This window comes from Devosia sp. CAU 1758, from assembly GCF_054482695.1.
This window is the reverse complement of sequence record NZ_JBTLRJ010000004.1, coordinates 310,131-329,595: the sequence shown is the minus strand read 5'-3', so window position 1 is coordinate 329,595 and position 19,465 is coordinate 310,131. Positions and strand designations below refer to the sequence as shown.

The 19,465-nt window shown below is 62.7% G+C and carries 20 protein-coding genes; 16 read left to right on the top strand and 4 right to left on the bottom strand.

What is annotated here, in order from left to right; all coding sequences use genetic code 11:
* The first annotated feature begins 47 nt into the window (after window positions 1–47).
* The 6 genes from ACXYMS_RS15095 to ACXYMS_RS15070 all read left to right on the top strand — a co-directional run bounded on the left by ACXYMS_RS15095 (window position 48) and on the right by ACXYMS_RS15070 (window position 6,011).
* On the top strand, window positions 48–1,409 hold the full coding sequence (locus ACXYMS_RS15095) for a glutamine synthetase family protein (RefSeq protein ID WP_458907596.1): 1,362 nt from the start codon (window positions 48–50) through the stop codon (window positions 1,407–1,409).
* On the top strand, window positions 1,409–2,710 hold the full coding sequence (locus ACXYMS_RS15090) for an NAD(P)/FAD-dependent oxidoreductase (protein WP_458907594.1): 1,302 nt from the start codon (window positions 1,409–1,411) through the stop codon (window positions 2,708–2,710). The genes ACXYMS_RS15095 and ACXYMS_RS15090 overlap by 1 nt, the downstream gene beginning before the upstream one ends.
* A gap of 229 nt (window positions 2,711–2,939) precedes the next feature.
* Window positions 2,940–3,311, top strand: a complete 372-nt coding sequence (locus ACXYMS_RS15085) for a GntR family transcriptional regulator (RefSeq protein WP_458907592.1) — start codon at window positions 2,940–2,942, stop codon at window positions 3,309–3,311.
* Complete coding sequence (locus ACXYMS_RS15080) at window positions 3,308–4,207, top strand: ABC transporter ATP-binding protein (RefSeq protein WP_458907590.1); 900 nt, start codon at window positions 3,308–3,310, stop codon at window positions 4,205–4,207. Before ACXYMS_RS15085 ends, ACXYMS_RS15080 begins: the two co-directional genes overlap by 4 nt.
* A complete protein-coding gene (locus ACXYMS_RS15075) occupies window positions 4,204–5,094 on the top strand; it encodes a hypothetical protein (RefSeq protein ID WP_458907588.1) in 891 nt (296 codons plus the stop codon). Before ACXYMS_RS15080 ends, ACXYMS_RS15075 begins: the two co-directional genes overlap by 4 nt.
* Window positions 5,095–5,201: 107 nt before the next feature.
* Complete coding sequence (locus ACXYMS_RS15070; RefSeq protein ID WP_458907586.1) at window positions 5,202–6,011, top strand: glycosyltransferase family 32 protein; 810 nt, start codon at window positions 5,202–5,204, stop codon at window positions 6,009–6,011.
* Here the strand turns inward: ACXYMS_RS15070 and ACXYMS_RS15065 are convergent.
* On the bottom strand, window positions 6,008–6,880 hold the full coding sequence (locus ACXYMS_RS15065) for a glycosyltransferase family 8 protein (RefSeq protein WP_458907584.1): 873 nt from the start codon (window positions 6,878–6,880) through the stop codon (window positions 6,008–6,010). The two genes, ACXYMS_RS15070 and ACXYMS_RS15065, sit on opposite strands and share 4 nt — an antisense overlap.
* Window positions 6,881–7,051: 171 nt before the next feature.
* Between ACXYMS_RS15065 and ACXYMS_RS15060 the strand changes: the two genes are divergently transcribed.
* From ACXYMS_RS15060 to ACXYMS_RS15035, 6 genes are all read left to right on the top strand, one after another.
* Window positions 7,052–7,948, top strand: a complete 897-nt coding sequence (locus tag ACXYMS_RS15060; protein WP_458907582.1) for a metal ABC transporter substrate-binding protein — start codon at window positions 7,052–7,054, stop codon at window positions 7,946–7,948.
* Window positions 7,945–8,817 (top strand): manganese/iron ABC transporter ATP-binding protein, encoded by an 873-nt coding sequence (locus ACXYMS_RS15055; RefSeq protein ID WP_458907580.1) that lies wholly within the window; start codon window positions 7,945–7,947, stop codon window positions 8,815–8,817. The genes ACXYMS_RS15060 and ACXYMS_RS15055 overlap by 4 nt, the downstream gene beginning before the upstream one ends.
* Window positions 8,810–9,661, top strand: coding sequence for a metal ABC transporter permease (locus ACXYMS_RS15050; RefSeq protein ID WP_458907578.1), 852 nt, complete (start codon window positions 8,810–8,812; stop codon window positions 9,659–9,661). The genes ACXYMS_RS15055 and ACXYMS_RS15050 overlap by 8 nt, the downstream gene beginning before the upstream one ends.
* Window positions 9,661–10,494, top strand: a complete 834-nt coding sequence (locus tag ACXYMS_RS15045; RefSeq protein ID WP_458907812.1) for a metal ABC transporter permease — start codon at window positions 9,661–9,663, stop codon at window positions 10,492–10,494. Before ACXYMS_RS15050 ends, ACXYMS_RS15045 begins: the two co-directional genes overlap by 1 nt.
* 65 nt (window positions 10,495–10,559) lie before the next feature.
* On the top strand, window positions 10,560–11,588 hold the full coding sequence (locus ACXYMS_RS15040) for a DUF2793 domain-containing protein (protein WP_458907576.1): 1,029 nt from the start codon (window positions 10,560–10,562) through the stop codon (window positions 11,586–11,588).
* Between the two features lie 152 nt (window positions 11,589–11,740).
* Window positions 11,741–12,091 carry a DUF1428 domain-containing protein gene (locus ACXYMS_RS15035; protein WP_458907574.1) on the top strand — a complete coding sequence of 117 codons (351 nt, stop codon included), beginning with the start codon at window positions 11,741–11,743 and terminating at the stop codon, window positions 12,089–12,091.
* A 50-nt stretch (window positions 12,092–12,141) separates the two neighbouring features.
* Here ACXYMS_RS15035 and ACXYMS_RS15030 read toward each other — a convergent pair whose 3' ends face one another.
* Both ACXYMS_RS15030 and ACXYMS_RS15025 read right to left on the bottom strand, forming a co-directional pair.
* Window positions 12,142–12,693 carry an ActR/PrrA/RegA family redox response regulator transcription factor gene (locus ACXYMS_RS15030; protein ID WP_458907572.1) on the bottom strand — a complete coding sequence of 184 codons (552 nt, stop codon included), beginning with the start codon at window positions 12,691–12,693 and terminating at the stop codon, window positions 12,142–12,144.
* 50 nt (window positions 12,694–12,743) lie between these two features.
* Window positions 12,744–14,051, bottom strand: a complete 1,308-nt coding sequence (locus ACXYMS_RS15025) for an ActS/PrrB/RegB family redox-sensitive histidine kinase (RefSeq protein ID WP_458907570.1) — start codon at window positions 14,049–14,051, stop codon at window positions 12,744–12,746.
* A 169-nt stretch (window positions 14,052–14,220) separates the two neighbouring features.
* Here ACXYMS_RS15025 and ACXYMS_RS15020 point away from each other — a divergent pair, with 169 nt between their 5' ends.
* From ACXYMS_RS15020 to ACXYMS_RS15005, 4 genes are all read left to right on the top strand, one after another.
* The gene (locus ACXYMS_RS15020) at window positions 14,221–14,691 is read left to right on the top strand and encodes a DUF2852 domain-containing protein (protein WP_458907569.1); all 471 of its coding nucleotides are present in this window, start codon (window positions 14,221–14,223) and stop codon (window positions 14,689–14,691) included.
* A 94-nt stretch (window positions 14,692–14,785) separates the two neighbouring features.
* On the top strand, window positions 14,786–15,562 hold the full coding sequence (locus tag ACXYMS_RS15015; RefSeq protein ID WP_458907567.1) for a M48 family metallopeptidase: 777 nt from the start codon (window positions 14,786–14,788) through the stop codon (window positions 15,560–15,562).
* A gap of 63 nt (window positions 15,563–15,625) precedes the next feature.
* On the top strand, window positions 15,626–15,952 hold the full coding sequence (locus ACXYMS_RS15010; RefSeq protein WP_458907565.1) for a hypothetical protein: 327 nt from the start codon (window positions 15,626–15,628) through the stop codon (window positions 15,950–15,952).
* A 60-nt stretch (window positions 15,953–16,012) separates the two neighbouring features.
* Complete coding sequence (locus ACXYMS_RS15005; protein WP_458907563.1) at window positions 16,013–16,699, top strand: L,D-transpeptidase; 687 nt, start codon at window positions 16,013–16,015, stop codon at window positions 16,697–16,699.
* A gap of 83 nt (window positions 16,700–16,782) precedes the next feature.
* On the opposite strand, the gene ACXYMS_RS15000 is transcribed toward ACXYMS_RS15005, so the two are convergent.
* On the bottom strand, window positions 16,783–19,449 hold the full coding sequence (locus ACXYMS_RS15000; RefSeq protein ID WP_458907561.1) for a transglycosylase domain-containing protein: 2,667 nt from the start codon (window positions 19,447–19,449) through the stop codon (window positions 16,783–16,785).
* Between the last annotated feature and the right edge of the window lie 16 nt (window positions 19,450–19,465).

Genomic DNA, 19,465 nt, shown 5'->3' with positions numbered 1-19,465 from the left:
ACCTGCTAGGCTTATGCTATGACATACACAAAGGGCGACGCACAGGCATGAGTTCCGAAACGATCGCAAACGCAGACATAGTCACCTGGCTGGCGGACAATCCCCAAATTGAAGTTCTGCACACAGCGGTGTGTGACCTCAATGGCATTCTGCGTGGCAAACGCATCCCCATTGACCAGGCCCGGCGCGTTGCCGAGAGCGGCATTCGCATGCCGCTTTCCATTGTCGGCGTGGACGTCTGGGGCGAGGACATCGTGGGCAATCCCATGGTCTTTTCCAGTGGTGACACCGACGGCATCTGCAGCCCGACCGGGCGCGGCGCCTTGCCTATCAACTGGACAACGCGCCCCAGCGCCATGATCCCGCTCTGGCTGTTCCAGGATGCGCGCACCCCATTTCTCGGCGATCCGCGCCAGGCGCTGGCGCATGTGCTCAGGCGCTATGCCGAGCATGGGCTCAAGCCCGTCGTCGCCACCGAACTCGAATTCTACCTGGTCGATCCCAACCCCGATTCCGCCCAGCCACCGATTTCGCCCTATACCGGCAAGCGGCTGGATTCGGATGCCATCTTATCGCTCGATGAGCTGGAGGATTTCGGCGAGTTCTTCCGCGACGTTTACCTCCAATGCGAGCAGCAGAACGTACCGGCCGATACCGCCGTGGCGGAAAACGGCATCGGGCAGTTCGAGATCAACCTGCTCCATACCGACGGGCTCAAGGCCGCCGATGACGCAGTCCTGTTCAAGCGCATCGTCAAGGGTGTGGCGCGCAAGCATAACCTGGTCGCCACCTTCATGGCCAAGCCCTATGGCGCTCGGTCGGGCAATGGCTTTCACGTGCATTTCAGCCTCAATGACGTGGCCGGCGTCAATGTGTTCGACGATGGCACCGAAAGCGGTTCGGAAGTGATGCACCACGCAGTGGGCGGGCTCCTCGCCGGCATGGCCGAGACGACGCTGCTGTTCGCGCCGCATTTCAATTCCTACCGGCGCTTGCGGCCTGACACCCATGCGCCCAGCGCTGTGTCCTGGGGCTATGAGAACCGCACCACCGCCCTGCGCATTCCGGGTGGCAATCCCAAGGCGCGCCGCATCGAGCATCGCGTCGCTGGAGCCGACGCCAATCCCTATCTGGTGCTGGCGGGAATCCTCGGCGCGGCACTGGTGGGGATCGAGGACCAGATCAAGCCCCCCAAGCCGTTCAAGGGCCGTGCCTATTCGGAGCGCCTGCCCAAGCTGCCGGCCGACTGGGCCTCGGCCATCAATGCCTTCGAGGATGGCGACATGGTGCCGCGCGTCTTCGATCCGGCGCTGCAAGGCATGTTCGTGGCCTGCAAGCGCCAGGAAAATGCCGGTTTTGCCTCGCAGGTCACCGACCTTGAATTCTCGGCCTATCTGGAGGTCGTGTGATGGCTGAAACGCCCAGCGCGAACACGCCCTATCCGCCGAGCTATTACGCCGCCTCGCGCAATATCATCCGCCAGCCGGTGAAACTGGAAGGACCGGTCGAGGCCGATATCTGCGTGGTCGGCGCCGGCTATTCGGGCCTGTCGGCGGCCATCAGCCTAGCCGAACACGGCTTCAAGGTGATGATGGTGGAAGCGGCGGAAGTGGGCTGGGGCGCCTCGGGCCGCAATGGCGGCCAAGTGGTCAATGGTCTCAATGCGAGCCTGGGTACCATCCAGCGGCGCTATGGGCAGGACACGGCCAATTTCGTGGGCGGCCTGCTGCAGGAAGGCGCCGGCATCATCTACGACCGCATCGCGCGCTACGGCATCGACTGCGACCTGAAACGCGGCAATATCTACGCGGCCTATACTCCCAAGCATATGGACGAACTCAAGGCCAAGCAGGCGCTGTGGCGCCAGCACGGCATGGACGAGCATGAACTGCTAGACCGCCAACAGATCCGCCAGCATATCGGCTCGGAGGTCTATGAAGGCGGCATGATCGACCATTCCGGCGGGCATATGCATCCGCTCAACCTGGCGCTTGGGGAGGCAGCGGCCTTCGAGGGCCTGGGCGGGGTGATCTACGAACACTCCCCGGTCACCAAGGTCGAGCAGGACGCAAAAGGCGCGATTGTCCACACCGAGGCGGGCAGGGTTTCAGCCAAAACCGTCCTCGTCTGTGGCAATGCCTATCTGGGCAATGTCGTGCCCGAGCTGACGGCGCGGGTCATGCCGGTTTCGACCCAGATGATGGCGACCGAGCCGCTGGGCGAAGAGCGGGCCAAGGCCCTCTTGCCCACCGGCATGTGCGTGGAGGATGTGCGCTATATCCTCGACTATTTCCGCCTCTCGGCCGACCACCGGCTGATCTTTGGCGGCGGCGTTGTCTATGGCGGCACCGACCCGGCCGATGTTGTCGCCAAGCTCCGGCCGAACCTGGACAAGGTTTTTCCGCATTTGCAGGATGTGCGGATTGATTTTGCTTGGAGCGGCAATTTCGCGCTGTCCTTCTCCCGCGTACCGCAATTGGGGCGGCTGGGCAGGAATGTCTATTTCGCCCATGGCTATTCGGGCCATGGCATTACCGGCTCGCACCTGTTTGGACGCATTCTTTCGGAAGCCGTGCGCGGCGACATGACCCGGTTCGACACCTTTGCCAGCCTGCCCTGGATCCCCTTTCCGGGCGGGCGGATGTTCCGGGCGCAATATTCGACGCTCGGCTCCTGGTGGTATGCTCTGAAAGACCGGCTGGGGATCTAGGGCGTAGGTTTCGGCATCCACCGGCCCGCACCTCCCCCTTGACGGGGGAGGATGGGAGGGGGTGCCTCAGCCCACGACGTGGTGCGCGTGACCATCCCTCCCAAACCCTCCCCGTCAAGGGGAGGGTGTCCGATCGAGTTTTTTCAACGCCTGAATTCAGCCTCCAACATCCCCATTGACACCCGCGCATAGTGTGCTACATATCTAGCACACTAGATAGGCAAGACACATGGATGATTTTCACGCCAGCCAGCCGATCTTCGTACAGATCCGGCAACGGCTGATCGAGATGATCCTTCGGCGTCAGGTCAGCGAGAGCGAAGCACTGCCCTCGGTGCGCCAGATCGCCGCCGATCTCTCGGTCAATCCGTTGACCGTGACCAAGGCCTTCGAGGCCCTCGTCGATATCGGTGTGGTTGAAAAACGCAGGGGACTGGGAATGTTTGTATCAACGGGAGCGCGGTCGGCCTTGCTGGCGCACGAGCGCGAGAAATTCCTCAAGGAAGACTGGCCGCGCATCGCCGCGCAGATCAGGGCACTGGACCTGGACCTCAAGGACCTGGTTCGCGCAGACAGCACGCTCGAAGGGCAGACGAAATGACCGATCTTTCCGCCAATGCAGAACCCATCGTTTCCGCCCGCGGACTTTCCAAGTCCTTTGGCCGCAAGCAGATCCTGCACAATCTCGATTTCGACATTCCTGCCGGCCGCATCTATGGGCTGATCGGCCACAATGGCGCGGGCAAGACCACCACGCTCAATGCCATGCTGGGCCTGACGAGCTATGAAGGCACGATCCGTGTGCTGGGCGAAGACCCCTTTGCCCGACGGGCCAAGCTGATGGAAGATGTCGCCTTCATCTCGGACGTGGCCAGCCTGCCGCGCTTCATGCGGGTTCGGGAGCTCTTCGCGCTCCTCACCAATATCCATCCCAATTTCAGCCCCGACAAGGCGCGGCAATTCCTCGAGGGCACAGACATCAAGCCCGAGATGAAGATCAAGACCTTGTCCAAGGGCATGGTCGCCCAGTTGCACCTGGCCGTTGTGATGGCGATAGATGCCAAGCTCCTGGTTCTGGACGAGCCCACCCTTGGTCTCGACATCACCTATCGCAAGCGCTTCTACCGGCGGCTGCTCGAAGATTACATGACCGAGGAACGCACGCTCATAATAACCACCCACCAGGTGGACGAGATCGAGTTCATGCTCTCGGACCTCATGTTCATCCGCGATGGCGAGATGATCCTGCATATGCAGATGGAAACCGTCAGCGAGAAGTTCACCCAGCTGGTGGTTGATGATGCCGAGGCCCAGGCAAAAGCCCGCGCCTTTAACCCGGTTTATGAGGAAACCCGCTTCGGCCAGACTGTCCTTATCTTCGACGGGGTCGAGCGCGAAAGACTTGAACCGCTTGGCCGGGTCTCCACGCCCACCATTTCCGATCTCTTCGTGGCGCTGATGCAGCGACCCACAGCCAATCCGGAGACCCGTCGATGAAGGCCTTCTTCGCCCTCGTGCATCGCGAGTTCATCGAACATCGCGGTGCCTTCTTCATCGCCCCGCTGGTGCTGGTTGGGGTGGTCTTTGCTCTGACCTTGCTGGCCTTCAGCGTCGACAGGCTCGACACCAGGATGACCGGCCAATTGTCCTTCGTCGTCCCGACCTGGGTCTTCGAGGCCGGATTTGCCGGGCTGGCCAGTGGCTGGTTCGCCTATCTGGGCTTCGTGCTGTTCTTCTACTGCGCCGATGGCTTTGCCGCCGACAAGCGCAACAATGCAATGCTGTTCTGGAAATCCATGCCGGTCTCGGATTTCACGATCCTGCTGAGCAAGATCACAGCCGCCCTCACCATCCTGCCCGGCGCAGTCTTTGGCGTGGCGCTGGTCAGCCTGCTGATCCTGTTCGGCGTCACCTATGTCACGGCCTCGATCGTGGGGCTGGGCAGTGTCGCGCTGCTGGGCGTCATTGTGGGCATTTTTGGTCAGATGTCGCTCGTCTTCCTCGTCGTGCTGGTCTGTGGCCTGCTCTGGTACCTGCCCTATATGGCGTTGGTCGGCGCCATGGGCAGCGTGGTCGGCCGCTGGGCCATCCCGCTGGCGCTGTTGCTGCCCACAGTCGTCTCGGCGCTGGAATGGGTGACCCTTGGCGGGCTGCACCCCTTCGCAACCCATACCTGGACCTATCTCACCTATCGCTCGACCCTGCCGGTATCGCCAGACCATCTTGATCGGGTGTTCGAAGGCCAGGAGCCATTCAACGCCACCTTGTTCATCACCGACTTCCTGCAGAAATTCGACTGGTTGCAGGTAGGTCTCGGCGCGGTCTTCGCGCTGGTCGCTCTGTACATCGCCTCCGAAGTCCGCCGCCGTGCGGCAGCCAACTGACAAGACCATCCCATGCAAGACCTTCACCGCCGCATCTCCAAAGGATGCGGCGGTTTTCTCTTGCGAGTGACCGTGCTAGAGGCGACGGGAGTATCGCGCGAGGCAATATGAGCCTGCCCCCCATTATCAGCTTCTGGCATGGTCCGCTGAGCTGGCTCGAAGTGCTGTGCATCACCGCCTTTGTCCGTTGCGGGCACCAGGTGCTGGTCTATTCCTACGATCCCATAGGGAGCTTGCCCCAAGGCGCGGAGTGGCGGGATGCCGCCGACGTGCTGCCAAAAGAGAAGCTGGTCTTCTACAAGGGCAAGGGCACGCCGGGGGTCTTTTCCGACCATTTCCGCTATGCCGTGCTCCGCATGGGCCTGGGTGTCTATGCCGATCTCGACATCTATTGCGTCAAACCGATCGAAGGACCCCCGGATTATCTCTTTGCCTGGGAGCGGCCCGGCTCGGTCAATGGCGCGATACTGCATATCTCGGCCGATGCGCCGCTGCTCGCCGATCTGATCAGTATTTTCGAGACAGCGAAGCGTCCACTGTTCGAGCCCCACTTGCCGCCCATGCGGCGTTTCGAAGTGGCGATCCGGCGCCTGGTCGGCGACCGGGTGACGCCCGAGCATATGCAATATGGCGCGACCGGGCCGATGGCCCTGACCCATTATGTGGCACGGCACGGGCTCATTCCGCAGGTGCGCCCCGCCGCCACCTTCTATCCGGTGCCTTATGAGGGGATCCCGGCGCTCATGAAATCCGGCTCCAGCCTCGAAACCGCGATCAAGCCGGAAACGCTGGGCATTCACCTATGGCGTAGCCAGTTGACCGATCGCGGCCGCGCCGGCCTGCCACTGCCCGAGGCGGGGAGCGCGCTGGCTGCTCTATGCGCTGCAGAGGGCATCACCCCGGCCTCAATCGGCTAGCGCCCAAGCCGCAGCGTCTTCAGCCACCAGCGCTTCCAGCGATGCCGGGCGAAGCGGTAAAACAGCTCATTGGTCATGACGTGGCGATAGTGCCGCGCAAAGGCCACCGACTGCAGCATGCCCGAGAATATCCCCCAGGGTTTGTTTTCGCCGGTATAGTGCAGGATCGCCGGATCGAGCCCTTCATGGGCATGGCGGGCATCGATGGTGTTCCAACGCCAGGGCAATTTCAGCCACTGACTGGCAAAGATCAGGTTGAGCAGGTCCTGATCATAGTAGATGCGCTGCATGACCCCGCTGGCATAAGCCTCTTCCATGCGCCCAAGGATATCGGCCTGCCGCCATCGGGCAACATCGATCAAGACCATGCCGGCGTTGAAATAATAGTCAGCCGGGTCAAACAGATCACGATTATTCCTCAGGTCGCGTCCGCCTGTGATGAAAGCTCCGATGGTGTCGCGCACCGCAGCGATGGCATTGCCCTCGAGGTCGAGATCGAACAAGAAGCCGACATCGTCACGCACCAGCATGTCGCAGTCGAGATACAGGATGCGCTCGACCTCCGGCCCTACGAGGCGATCGATCATCAAGCGGGCATAGACGATGTTGGAGAGCCGCTTGTTCTGGGGCATGCGGGTGGCGATGTCGCGAAACAGCTCGGATTGGTCGAGATCGAACCAACGTAGCTCGACCGCGAACTCGTTCCGGATTTTCTCGATATCAGCACGATGACTGGCGCTGAGAGTCCGGTGGCAGAGGTGGAATATCAGTTCGTCGCGCCGATGGCTGAACAGGCACACCGAACGCATCACCGTAAAGGCGGGTGCCCAGAAATTGTCGTCGAAAGTCAGGGCAATGTGCAGCGCCATGCGTGGATCCGGCTCGGGTGCTTGCGGCCCGTGGGCCAGACCCCTTCGCTTTTCCATGGCGCCAGCGCCAACGTCAACTCCTCACTCAAGCGTCGCGCGGCGTGCGCATCCGCCCACTTGCGAATGATTTGCAATTGCATTATCTCTAGCGCATCAACTCGGGAGTTCTCCATGCGCCGCCGCTTCGCCGCCAGCCTCATCCTTGCCGCCCCGCTCGCCCTCGCGCTCTCCCTGCCCGCCCTGGCGCAGGAGCGCATCAAGGCGGTGACCAGCTTCACCATCTTGGCAGACATGTCGGCCAATGTGGCGGGCGATGCCGCCGATGTGGTCTCGATCACCAAGCCGGGCGCCGAAATCCACAATTACCAGCCGACCCCGGGCGACCTCGTCGCGGCGCAGGACGCCGACCTCATCCTTTGGAACGGGCTGAACCTCGAACAATGGTTCGCCCAGTTCCTCGACAACCTGCCTGATGTGCCCAGCGTGGTTCTCACCGAAGGCATCGAGCCCATGGGCATTGGCGAAGGGCCTTATGAGGGCAAGCCCAATCCGCATGCCTGGATGTCGCCCAGCGACGCGCTGATCTATGTCGAGAACATCCGCGCCGCCTTTGCCGAGGCTGATCCGGCCAATGCCGACATCTACGCTGCCAATGCGGAAGCCTATGCCGCCGAGATCACCGCCACGGTCGAGCCGATCCGGCAGGCGCTGGCGGCCATTCCCGAGGAAAAGCGCTGGCTCGTGACCTCGGAAGGGGCCTTTTCCTACCTCGCCCGCGATTTCGGCCTCCGGGAGCTCTATCTCTGGCCGATCAATGCCGACCAGCAGGGCACGCCGCGGCAGGTGCGCAACGTGATCGACGCGGTGCGCGAGCACGACATCCCTGTGATCTTTTCGGAATCGACCATTTCCTCCAAGCCGGCCGAGCAGGTGGCGCGCGAAACTGGCATCAATTACGGCGGCGTGCTCTATGTGGATTCCCTCTCCGAAGCCGACGGCCCGGTGCCGACCTATCTGGACCTATTGGCTGTCACCACCAGCACCATTGCCCAAGGCCTCGCCCAATGACCCAGACTCCCGGCCTCACGATAGACGACATTACCGTTGCCTATCGTAATGGCACCACAGCTCTCAGGCATGCGAGCTTTGTGGCGCCGCGCGGCTCGATCACCGCGCTGGTGGGGGTTAATGGCGCCGGCAAGTCCACGATTTTCAAGGCCATCATGGGTTTTGTGCCGCTGACCGGTGGCAGCATCACCATCCTTGGGCAGCAGGGGCGCCAGGCGCAGCGGCAGAACAGAATTGCCTATGTGCCGCAGTCGGAAGACGTGGACTGGAATTTTCCGGTGCTGGTCGAGGATGTGGTGATGATGGGCAGGTTCGGGCACATGAACATGTTGCGTATCCCGCGCGCCGTGGATCGCGAAACGGTCGCCTCGGCCCTCGCCCGCGTCGACATGACTCAATATGCCAAACGCCAGATCGGCGAGCTCTCGGGGGGACAGAAGAAGCGCGTTTTTCTCGCCCGCGCCCTCGCCCAGGAAGGCGAAGTCATCCTTCTTGACGAGCCGTTTACCGGTGTCGACGTGAAGACCGAGGACGCCATTATCGCCCTGCTGCGCGCGCTGCGCGACGAGGGCAAGGTAATCCTTGTCTCCACCCACAATCTGGGTTCGGTGCCCGAATTCTGTGACCGGACCGTCCTCGTCAAGGGCACAGTGCTGGCCGCCGGACCGACCGCCGAGGTTTTCACCCGCGAAAAGCTTGAAGAGGCCTTTGGCGGGGTGCTCAGGCATTTTGTGCTCTCCGGACCGGGCCTGCATGATGACGACGATCCGCGCCATCTCTCGGTGCTGACCGATGATGAACGGCCGTTGGTGTTCTATGGCGAAAAGGGCAATGAGGCGCATCAGCAGTCGAGCCCGGCCAATGACTGAGACCCTCTTCGAACCCTTCGGCTATAATTACATGGTCAATGCCATCTGGGTTTCGGCGCTGGTGGGCGGGGTCTGCGCCTTTCTCTCGGCCTATCTCATGCTCAAGGGCTGGTCGCTCATCGGCGACGCGCTCTCCCATTCCATCGTGCCCGGCGTCGCCGGCGCCTATATGCTGGGCCTGCCCTTTTCGCTCGGCGCCTTCATCTCGGGTGGCCTCGCTGCCGGGGCCATGCTGTTCCTCAGTCAGCGCACCAAGCTCAAGGAAGACGCAGTCATCGGCCTGATCTTTACCGGCTTCTTTGGCCTCGGGCTGTTCATGGTCTCGATCTCGCCGACATCGGTGGATGTGCAATCGATCGTCCTCGGGAATATCCTCGCCATCACCCCAGGGGACACGCTGCAACTGGTGCTGATCTCGGTGGTGACGCTCATCGTGATGCTGGTGATCTGGAAGGACCTCATGGTCACCTTCTTCGATGAAAGCCATGCGCGCTCCATTGGCCTGAGGACCACCTGGCTCAAGGCCATTTTCTTCACCCTGCTCAGCGCGGCGACCGTGGCAGCCATGCAGACCGTGGGCGCCTTCCTCGTCATCGCCATGGTGGTTACCCCGGGGGCAACCGCCTATTTGCTGACCGACCGTTTCGAGCGCCTCGTTGTCCTCGCCATTACCCTCGGTGTCCTGACCTCGGCCATCGGCGCCTATCTCAGCTATTTCCTCGATGGCGCTACCGGCGGCATCATCGTGGTCTTGCAGACCCTGGTCTTCCTCCTGGCCTTTGTCTTTGCGCCCCGGCATGGCTGGCTGGCTGCCCGCCGCCGTATCGCCAAGGAGACCGCGTGATGGTTTCCCTTCTCGACTGGCTCGTGCTGCCGTTCCAGTTTCCCTTCATGGTGCAGGCCATGGTCATCTCGGTGCTGGTGGCGATCCCCACCGCGCTGCTCTCCTGCTTTCTCGTGCTCAAGGGCTGGTCGCTGATGGGCGATGCCATTTCCCATGCGGTGCTGCCCGGCGTGGTGCTGGCCTATATGGCTGGCCTGCCGCTGGGTCTGGGGGCCTTCATCGCCGGCATGGTCTGCGCGCTATCGGTCGGCTTTCTAAAGGAAAACAGCCGCATCAAGGAAGACACGGTGATGGGCGTGGTGTTTGCCGGCCTCTTTGGCCTTGGCATCGTGCTCTACACCGCCATCACCACCGATGTGCATCTCGACCACATCCTCTTCGGCAATATGCTGGGGGTCGACCGCGGTGACGTTATTCTGGCCGTGGTCATTGGCCTTGTCGTGGTCGGCGTCGTCGCCGCCAAGTGGCGCGACCTGATGCTGTTCATCTTCGATCCGCAGCAGGCCGGGGCCATCGGCCTGCCGGTGCGCTGGCTGCATTATGGCCTTCTGGCGATGATCTCGCTGACCATTGTCGGCGCCTTGCAGGCGGTGGGCATCGTCCTGGTCATCGCCCTGCTCATCGCGCCGGGCGCCATTGCCTTTCTGCTCACAAGGCGTTTCGGGGTAATGCTGATCATGGCCCTTGGCGTCTCAATGACCTGCAGCCTTCTTGGCGTCTATCTCAGCTTCTTTCTCGACAGCGCCCCGGCGCCGACCATCGTGCTGCTGATGAGCGCCAGCTTCATCGTGGCGTTCCTCGTGACGCAGCGAAAGAGCGTGGCGGTGGTGTAAGGTCACTTATCCCCGCGCGGCATAGCGGCCGCACACTGGGCCCAGTTCGACCCTGGAGTCCAATCATGAACGATACGGCCCGCCTCTCCCTGCCCTTTATCATGGCCGGGCAGGCCCTCAAGCACATCACCCACAATGACGCGCTCAACCGGCTCGATGCGCTGGTGCAGCCGGTAGTGGAATCGAGCGCGCTCACAGCGCCGCCGGTCGCGCCGCTGCCGGGCGAAGCCTGGATCGTCCCCTCGGGCGCAAGCGGCGCCTGGGCCGGGCATGTTGCCGAAATCGCCGCCTGGCAGGATGGCGCCTGGTCCTTTCACGACCCGGCAGAGGGCTGGCAGGTGTTCGACCGTGCCAGCGACACGCTGCGGGTCTTTTCCGGCACGGACTGGGTGGTCATCGCCGCCACCGGTTCCGGCCTGCCGCAACTGGGCATCAATACCAGCGCCGATGGCACCAATCGGCTGGCGGTGGCCTCGGCCGCGACGCTAATGACCCATGACGGGGCCGGACACCAGCTCAAGCTCAACAAGGCGGCCAGTGGCGACACGGCGAGCCTCTTGTTCCAGTCTAACTGGTCAGGCCGGGCCGAGATGGGGCTGATGGGCGACAATCACTGGCGCATCAAGGTCAGTCCCGACGGGTCAGGCTGGACCGATGCCATGGCGATCAATGCCGCCAGCGCAGATGTAACCTTGGCCGGCACGCTGCGCCCAGCTGTCGACAACAGCCGGACCCTCGGCGCCAGCGGCGCCCGCTGGTCGGCGGTATGGTCGGCAACGGGCACGATTCAAACTTCAGACAGGCGCCACAAGTCCGACATCGTTCCCAGTGACCTGGGCCTCGATTTCATTCGCCTGCTCGAACCGGTGCGCTTTCAATGGAAGGGAGGGGACGGGCGCAGCCATTATGGCCTCATCGCCCAGCAGGTGGCCGAGGCGGCGCAGGAACTGGGGGCCGATTTCGGCGGCCATGTGCTGGCCGATCCCGATGAACCAATGAGCCAGCAGGCCCTGCGCTATGACCAGTTCATCGCTCCGCTGGTTGCGGCAGTGAAGGTGCTGGCGGACAGGGTGGAGGAATTGGAAGTGCAATGATAGCCGAGCCACCACGTTCCGGCGCCTCCCTGGGGCGGTTTCTCGTTTTTATGCTGCCGGGTGTCGAGGCTGGTGCATCCCGTTCGTCTAGGCTGGGACGGGCACGCTAAATTGCCATGGTGGCGTTTGTGCCCAATCAGAGGAGAGAAGACATGACCTATATCGATGGAATGGTGACGGCTGTGCCCCAGGCAAATCGAAAGGCCTATATCGAGCATGCCAGCAAGGCGGCAGACATGCTCAAATCCTGGGGCGCCACCCGCGTGGTCGAGAACTGGGGCGACGATGTGCCCACCGGCGAAAACACCGATTTTCAGCGCGCCGTGCAGGCCAAGGACGACGAGGTGATTGTCTTTTCCTGGATCGAATATCCCGACAAGGCCACTCGCGACGCGGCCATGAAGAAGATGATGACCCCTGAGGCGATGAAGGAATTCGGCGAAATGCCCTTCGACGGACGGCGGATGATCTTTGGCGGCTTCGAGACGCTGTTTGTGAAATGATCGCTGAACGCGCGCAATTCTGCACCCTCCCTTGACGGGGAGGGGTGCTCCTAGCGCGGCGCGCGCTTCGCCAAAATCCGCTGCAGGGTGCGCCGATGCATGTTGAGCCGGCGCGCCGTCTCGGAGACATTGCGGTCGCACAACTCATAGACCCGCTGGATATGTTCCCAACGCACCCGGTCCGCCGACATCGGGTTTTCCGGCGGTTCGGGCTTATCCTCGCCGGTGGCCAAGAGAGCATTGATGACATCATCGGCATCGGCGGGCTTACTGAGATAATCCATCGCCCCAAGTTTTACCGCCGTCACCGCCGTGGCGATATTGCCATAGCCGGTCAGGACCACGGCGCGGGCGTCGGCGCGCTTCTGGTGCAGGGCCGAGACCACGTCGAGCCCATTGCCGTCCTCGAGCCTGAGATCCACCACCGCATAGGCAGGCGGCCGTTCTGCCACCGCGGCAAGACCCGCCGCGACGGAGCCGGCAATGCGCACCTCAAAGCCACGGCGCGTCATGGCGCGTTCAAGGCGGCTCAAAAAGGCTACGTCGTCATCAACAAGCAGAAGGCTCGGATCGGCAGCCAGAAGATCTTCAATCGTGTCCATGGCTTCTCCAATATTCTGTTGCTTGCCCTACGTCAAAACAAGCCTGCCGATCACGAAAGCGTGCTCCGGTGCCAGGTGATGCGCACCCGTGCATGGCCATTGGGCTTTGCATTGTCGAAGGTCAGCCGGGCGCCCGTGCGTTCCAGCAGCGTCTTGGCAATGAAGATGCCCAGCCCGAGCCCACCGGCCTGGTGGGCGTCGCTGCCGGCGGGGTCGCGCGGGCGGCTGGTGAGATAGGGTTCGCCCAGCCGCGCAATCAGTTCGGGGGCAAAGCCCTTGCCATCATCGGTGATCGAGACGCTGATCCGGTCCTCGTCCCAACCGCTTTCGATGCGCACCGTCTGAGCGGCAAAATCGGTCGCGTTCTCAATGAGATTACCCAGACCGTAAAGGAGCCCCACGCTGCGCGGAAAGACGGGCGGCGGACCGGAGGTCTCGGCGGCGTCAAACAGGATGACCTTGCCGCGCCCTTCATGAGGACGGGCCACTTCATCGAGAATGTCAGTCAGGGGTGCCTCGGCAAACAGGTCGGCTGGCTCGCTGCCCAGGTTCCGGAGCTTGGAAAGGATTGCCCGGCAGCGGGCCGATTGCGCTATGATCAGTTCGACATCCTCGGCCAGCGAACTGCCTTCCTCGACCTCGGCGCGCATTTCCTTGGCGGCCAGCGCAATGGTGGAAAGCGGCGTGCCCAGTTCGTGCGCCGCCGCCGCCGCCAGTCCGTCGAGGGCAGAGAGTTGCTCGCGCCGCGACAGGGCCAGCTCGGTGGCTGCCAGTGCGTCGGCGATCTGACGGGAATCATGGGCAACACGATTGGTATAGGCGGAGATGAACACCACGCCACATACGATCGAGACCCAGATGCCGATGACATAGATGCGGTTGAAAACAATGCGTTCACCCGGCTCCCAAGGCAGCGGCAGATGCAGCACCGCCAGTACCGAGGCAATAGCCGCCGCCAAAAGCGCGATCAGGAAGGCCTGCCGCTGCGGCAGGGAGGTGGCCGAGACCGAAACCGGCGCCAGCAGCAGCAGCGAGAACGGATTGTGGAGGCCCCCGGTCAGCGCCAGCAAGCCGCCCAGCTGGCACAGGTCGAAGGCCAGTTGCAGGGCCGCGATACGCGCCGAGAGGCGATAATGCGGGCCAAGGCGCAGCGCCAGACCGAGATTGAGCGCCGCCGAGAGGCCAATCAGCGCCAGGCATTGAAGCAGCGGCAGCGGAAAACCCAGGCCCCAGTTAACGAAGAGGACGCCAATGGTCTGGCCGATCACCGCCAGCCAGCGCAACAGCACCAGGGTCTGCAGGCGCAGGGGTCGCCAGCTCGATGGCAGGGGCAGTGTGGAGAGGGTCTGCTCGCTCATGCCGGGTTCCGGCCTCTTGTCTGGTCACGCTTCCAGGCCGGAAGGCGTTCAAATGTGGCGCATAGGTAGGCTGCCTGCCCATTTCAAGCATAAAAAATCGACGGGCACATGCTTGATCCTGCCCCAGGGCGGACCATTTGAGTCTCATCATGACTGGGAGACGAAAGAAATGAACACTGCAATCATCAAACCGCAATGGTCCCCACTGACCATCGGCCTCATGGTCCTGGGCTTCGTGATCTTCTGGCCGCTGGGCCTTGCGGTCCTGGGCTACATCCTCTGGGGTGAAAAATTCGGCGGCTCTGCCGAGAAGGCACAGCATTACTGGAACAAGGGGTGTGGCTATATGCGCAACAATTCCAAACAGCACGGCTTTGGCCGCTCCGACTTCACCTCGTCCGGCAATGCCGCCTTTGACGAATACCGTTCCGAGCAGCTTCGGCGCCTGGAAGAAGAACGTGCCCGTCTCGATGCCGAGATCGACGCCTTCCACGAATACATGGCCAATCTGCGCAAGGCCAAGGACCGCGAGGAATTCGACCGTTTCATGGGCGAGCACCGCGGCTCCCGCCAGGGTTTCGGCGACAAGCCCAATCCCGAGGAAAACAACAATTGGGGCGGCAATAACAACGGTCAGTGACCGCCGCTTTCCTGAGCTTCCCTGCCTCCAACGGCAAACTGGCGTCCCGCAAGGGGCGCCTTTTTCGTGTCGGCGCCCCGCCGTTGAGTTACACTTGCATCATCGATTCCCCCGGCAGCCCATGTTCTCCTTCCTGCGCCAGCGCCCCGCGCCGCCCAATACTACCCAGATCGAGCTCGATGGCGTCGACGTCAGTATCGCCGTCAAGGTGAGTGCGCGGGCCCGCAGTTTTCGTCTGTCACTGCCCGCATCCGGGCCGCTACTGACGCTGCCGGAAAAAGCGCGCTGGGCCGATGCCGAGGCCTTCCTGCATCGCCACCGCCACTGGCTGGCCGCTCGGCTGCCGCGCACGGCGCAAATCCAGCGATTGATAGCCGGTGTCGAAATTCCACTGCGCGGTGTACCGCATCTGGTGGTTCCGACCGGAGCCTTGCGCGGCCGGGTCGAGCTGGGGGAAACCGACGAGGGCCCGACATTGCGTGTACCGGGCGATGCGGCCCACCAGCCCCGTCGGCTCTACGACTGGCTGAAAGCCGAGGCGTTGGCCGACCTCAATGCGCAGAGCAGTTTCCATGCCGAAAGGCTGGGCGTGGACGTCAAGCAGGTACGCCTGAGGAGTCAATCCAGCCGCTGGGGATCATGCTCGTCAAGCGGCACCATCAATTACAATTGGCGGCTCATCCTGGCGCCGCCGTATGTGCTGGACTATGTCGCCGCCCATGAGGTGGCGCATCTGATCGAGATGAACCATTCCCCGGCCTTCTGGGCCACGGTCACTCGGACCCTGCCCGACATGGCGCGCGGCAGAGCGTGGCTAAAAGCACACGGTCGGAACCTGATGGCCTGGCAGGCGCCCGACAAGGCCTTCTAAAAGCCTGATCTGCCCCGATAGTGCCGCAATCGCGGACCTATCACCATCTCCATGCAGCGCTTCGTGGCCCTTATCGTCCTGGTCTTTGCCTTCGCGTCCCTTGCCGGGGCGACGGTGGCGCATGCGCATCGCTATGTGAGCACCCCCATCGTGGTGCTCAACATGGTGGACGAGGACAATCGCTCTATACCCGTGGTGGTGCAGATCCAGCGCGGCCAGATCGACTTGGGTGCAGGCCTTGTCATGCCCTGCGGGCAGCATCATGGCATTGGCGTCAACGCACCGCTGATTCCGGGCGCGCCCGAGCCTGAGCGGCCCGAACCTGGAGCGTGTCTCCTGCTTGCCACCATGCCAGGCAGCCAATTGTTGCGCCCGCCTATATCCGCCTGAGCGTCTAAGAGAAAACCTCCCGCAATGCTCAGGGCCCGTTCAGGGCCAAGGATTATCATCATGTCGTCTGCTTCCGACGCGACCCTGTCGCGCCGCGCCCTGCTGGCTGGGTTTGCCAGCCTGGGCGCCCTCACCCTTGCCGGCTGTTCGACCACCGGCACCTCGCGTACAGCCGTTGCCAGCGAGCCGGTCCGGCCGCTCATCCCGGCCGATGTGCTGGCCAAATATGCCGCCCTCCCGGACGAGGACTACCCGGTCCCGGCCGCCGATATTTCTAGTCTCCACCCCGCCTATTGGCGACAGGAGGTGGACAACGTCACCGGCGAGAAGCCGGGCAGCGTGGTGGTCGACACGGCCAATTACTTCCTCTATTTCACCCTGCCCGAGGGCCGCGCCATGCGCTATGGCGTGGGCCTGGGCCGTGCCGGGTTCGAATGGAGCGGCAAGGGTCATATTGCCTATAAGCGAAAATGGCCGGTCTGGACTCCGCCATCTGAGATGATCGAGCGGCAGCCAGAGCTGGAAATGTACCGGCATGGCCAACCGCCGGGCCTGCTCAATGCCCTGGGCGCCAGGGCGCTCTATATCCACCAGGGCAATCGCGACACGCTTTATCGCGTGCATGGCACCATGGATGTCGCCACCATCGGCAAGGCGGTGTCGTCGGGCTGCGTACGGCTGCTGTTCCACGACATTATCGACCTCTATGAGCGCGTGCCCAATGGCGCGCCAATCGTCGTCGTGTAAGGGCCGGTCGCGCTCATCGCGATCACAAAAAAAGCCCCGGGATCGCTCCCGGGGCTTTTCCTTGTCGTGCGTGACCCAACCGATCAGTTGCCGAAGATCAGATCCATCAGCGTGCGCTGCGGACGCTCCTGCTGATAGACGGGCTGCGGCTGCTGGACCTGTCCCGGCGGGACGACCTGGCCGCCATTCTGGGCCGGGGCGCTGGGCACCCAGACCTGCTGGCCGGTGGCCGGATCGACAATCAGCACCATGGGCAGTCCCGTTTCGGGATCGATGGGCGCCTGGCCGAAGCCATTGGATTGCTGCTGCAGCGGAAAGCCGGTCACCGGGTCGATGGCCTGGCCATTGGCGTCGTATTGAACGATCTGACCCTGGTCGATGGGCAGGCCGGTATTGGGATCGACCTGCTGAATCGGCATGCCCGTAGCTGGATCGATGCCGCCCGTAGCGGGCAGGCCGGTGGCGGGGTCGATCATGGTGCCGGTCTGGATAGGCGGATTGGCACTCTGACCCCCAGCGGGGGCCAGGCCCTCAATGGGCAGTCCCGTGGCCGGATCGATGGCCACGACCTGTCCCGTCGTCGGGTCGGTGGTCGTCTGAACTGGTTCGCCCGTGCCGCCATCGACATATTGCACTTGCGGCTGACCGGTATTGGGATCGATCATGGGCATGCCGGTATTGGGGTCGAGCAATTGCTGGGCGATCAACTGGCCGGCATAGGAGCCGCCGGGGATGGGCGCAGGCGAACGCCCTTCATGCGCCTTGGTCATGAATTCCGACCAGATATTAGCCGGCACATTGCCGCCCGAGAGGCTGGTTTCCGTGTCGTTGTCATTGCCCAGCCAAACGCCGGTGACCATGGCCGAGGTATAGCCCACGAACAGTGCATCGCGGGCGTTCTGACTGGTGCCCGTCTTGCCGCCAAAATCCCAGCCGCCCAGATTGGCGCCGCGGCCTGTGCCCACCTCAACTGCGGTCTTGAGCATGTCGTTCATCTGAGTCAGGACGCTGGGATCGACAACCCGGCCGGGACCACCATCGGAGGCCTCATAAAGCACATTGCCCTCGACGTCGGCGATCCTGGTGATGACATTGGGGATGACACCATTGCCGCCATTGGCAAAGGGCGCATAGGCGCTGGTCAATTCGAGCAGGTTCACTTCCTGTGTGCCCAGCGCGATGGAGGGCACGGGCGTGAGATTGGAGGAAATGCCCAGGCGCATGGCCACCTCAACCACCTTTTCAGGCGTCACGTCGATGGCCAGGCGCGCGGCAATGGTGTTGAGCGAATAGGCGAGGCCCTGCCGCAAGGTGACCGTGCCGGCATATTTGCCAGTGGAGTTGCGAGGGCTCCAGCCATTGTAGTCAAACTGGGCATCCTCGGCCAGGGTTTCGGGCGTATAGCCCTTTTCCAAGGCTGCCAGATAGACGAAGGGTTTGAAGGTCGAGCCAGGCTGGCGCCGCGCGGTGACCGCCCGATTGTACTGGCTCTGCTGATAGTCGACGCCGCCCACCATGGCGCGCACTGTGCCGTCAATATCCATGGCGACCAACGCGCCCTGCGAAAAGCCGCGCTTGGACCCTTCCTCGGCCACCGCTTCCTTGACGATGAACTCGGCGTCCCTCTGCATCTTGTAGTCGATGGTGGTCTGCACCACGACGTCGCTTTCGATCTCACCGATATAGGCTGTCATCAGGCTTTCGACCCAGTCAGCGACATAGGATTCAGAACCCGCCACTACGGTGCGGATGGTCTGGTCGGGATTGATTCGAGCGGCGTTGGCCTCCTCGGCGGTGATATAGCCTTGCTGGGCCATGGCATTGAGCACCAGGCGCTGACGGTCCTTGGCGACTTCGGGATTGTTCTTGGGATTATAGGCCGAAGGCGCGGGCAGGATGCCGACCAGCATGGCAGCCTGGCCCAGCGACAGATTACGCGCCGAGACCCCGAAATAGGTCTGCGCCGCCGCCTCGATACCGGTAGCACCCGAGCCGAAATAGACCCGGTTCATGTAGAGTTCGAGGATTTCTTCCTTGGTGAAATTCTGTTCCAGCCAGACGGCAAGAATGGCTTCCTGCACCTTGCGCCCAAGGGTCTGGTCGGGGGTGAGGAAGAGGTTCTTGGCGACCTGCTGGGTGAGGGTCGATGCGCCGCGGGTCACTTCGCGCGCCTGCACCGACTCCACCGCAACGGCCAGAAGACCAATGGGATCGACGCCGAAATGGCTCATGAAGCGCCGGTCCTCCGACGCGATGAAGGCTGCCGGGACGTAATGGGGCAATTCGCGGAAGGTCACTGCCTCGCCGCCAGTCTGGCCGCGATTGGAGATGAGGCTCCCATCGGCCGCCAGGATGCGGATATTGGGCGGGCGTTCGGGAATGGCCCAGGTATTGGATGCGGGAAGCTGGGCGCCGTAATAAACGACCACGCCGATTGCGGCCAGGCCGCCCCAGAGGCAGGCCACAAAGCTCCACCAGAGCAGGCCCATGAGAAAACCGCCGGAGCGCTTCTTCTTGCGCTGGCGGGCCGGCTGGGCCTTGCCCCTGCGGGGTGGCTGTTTCTTGGGGCCCTTCGGCGGCGTGCCGCCACCGCCAGCGCCGCCGGGGCGCTCGGGGTCGACGGAGAAAGACATGGTCTGGCCCATGCTCGGCTCGACGCGCTGCCCCTTGGCCGCAGGTCGAGCCTGTGGCTTGTTCTGGCGTCCGTTGGGGGCGCCAACGCGGTCATCGGCCGAAATGCGAAAATCCATCAGGCAAACCTGTCAG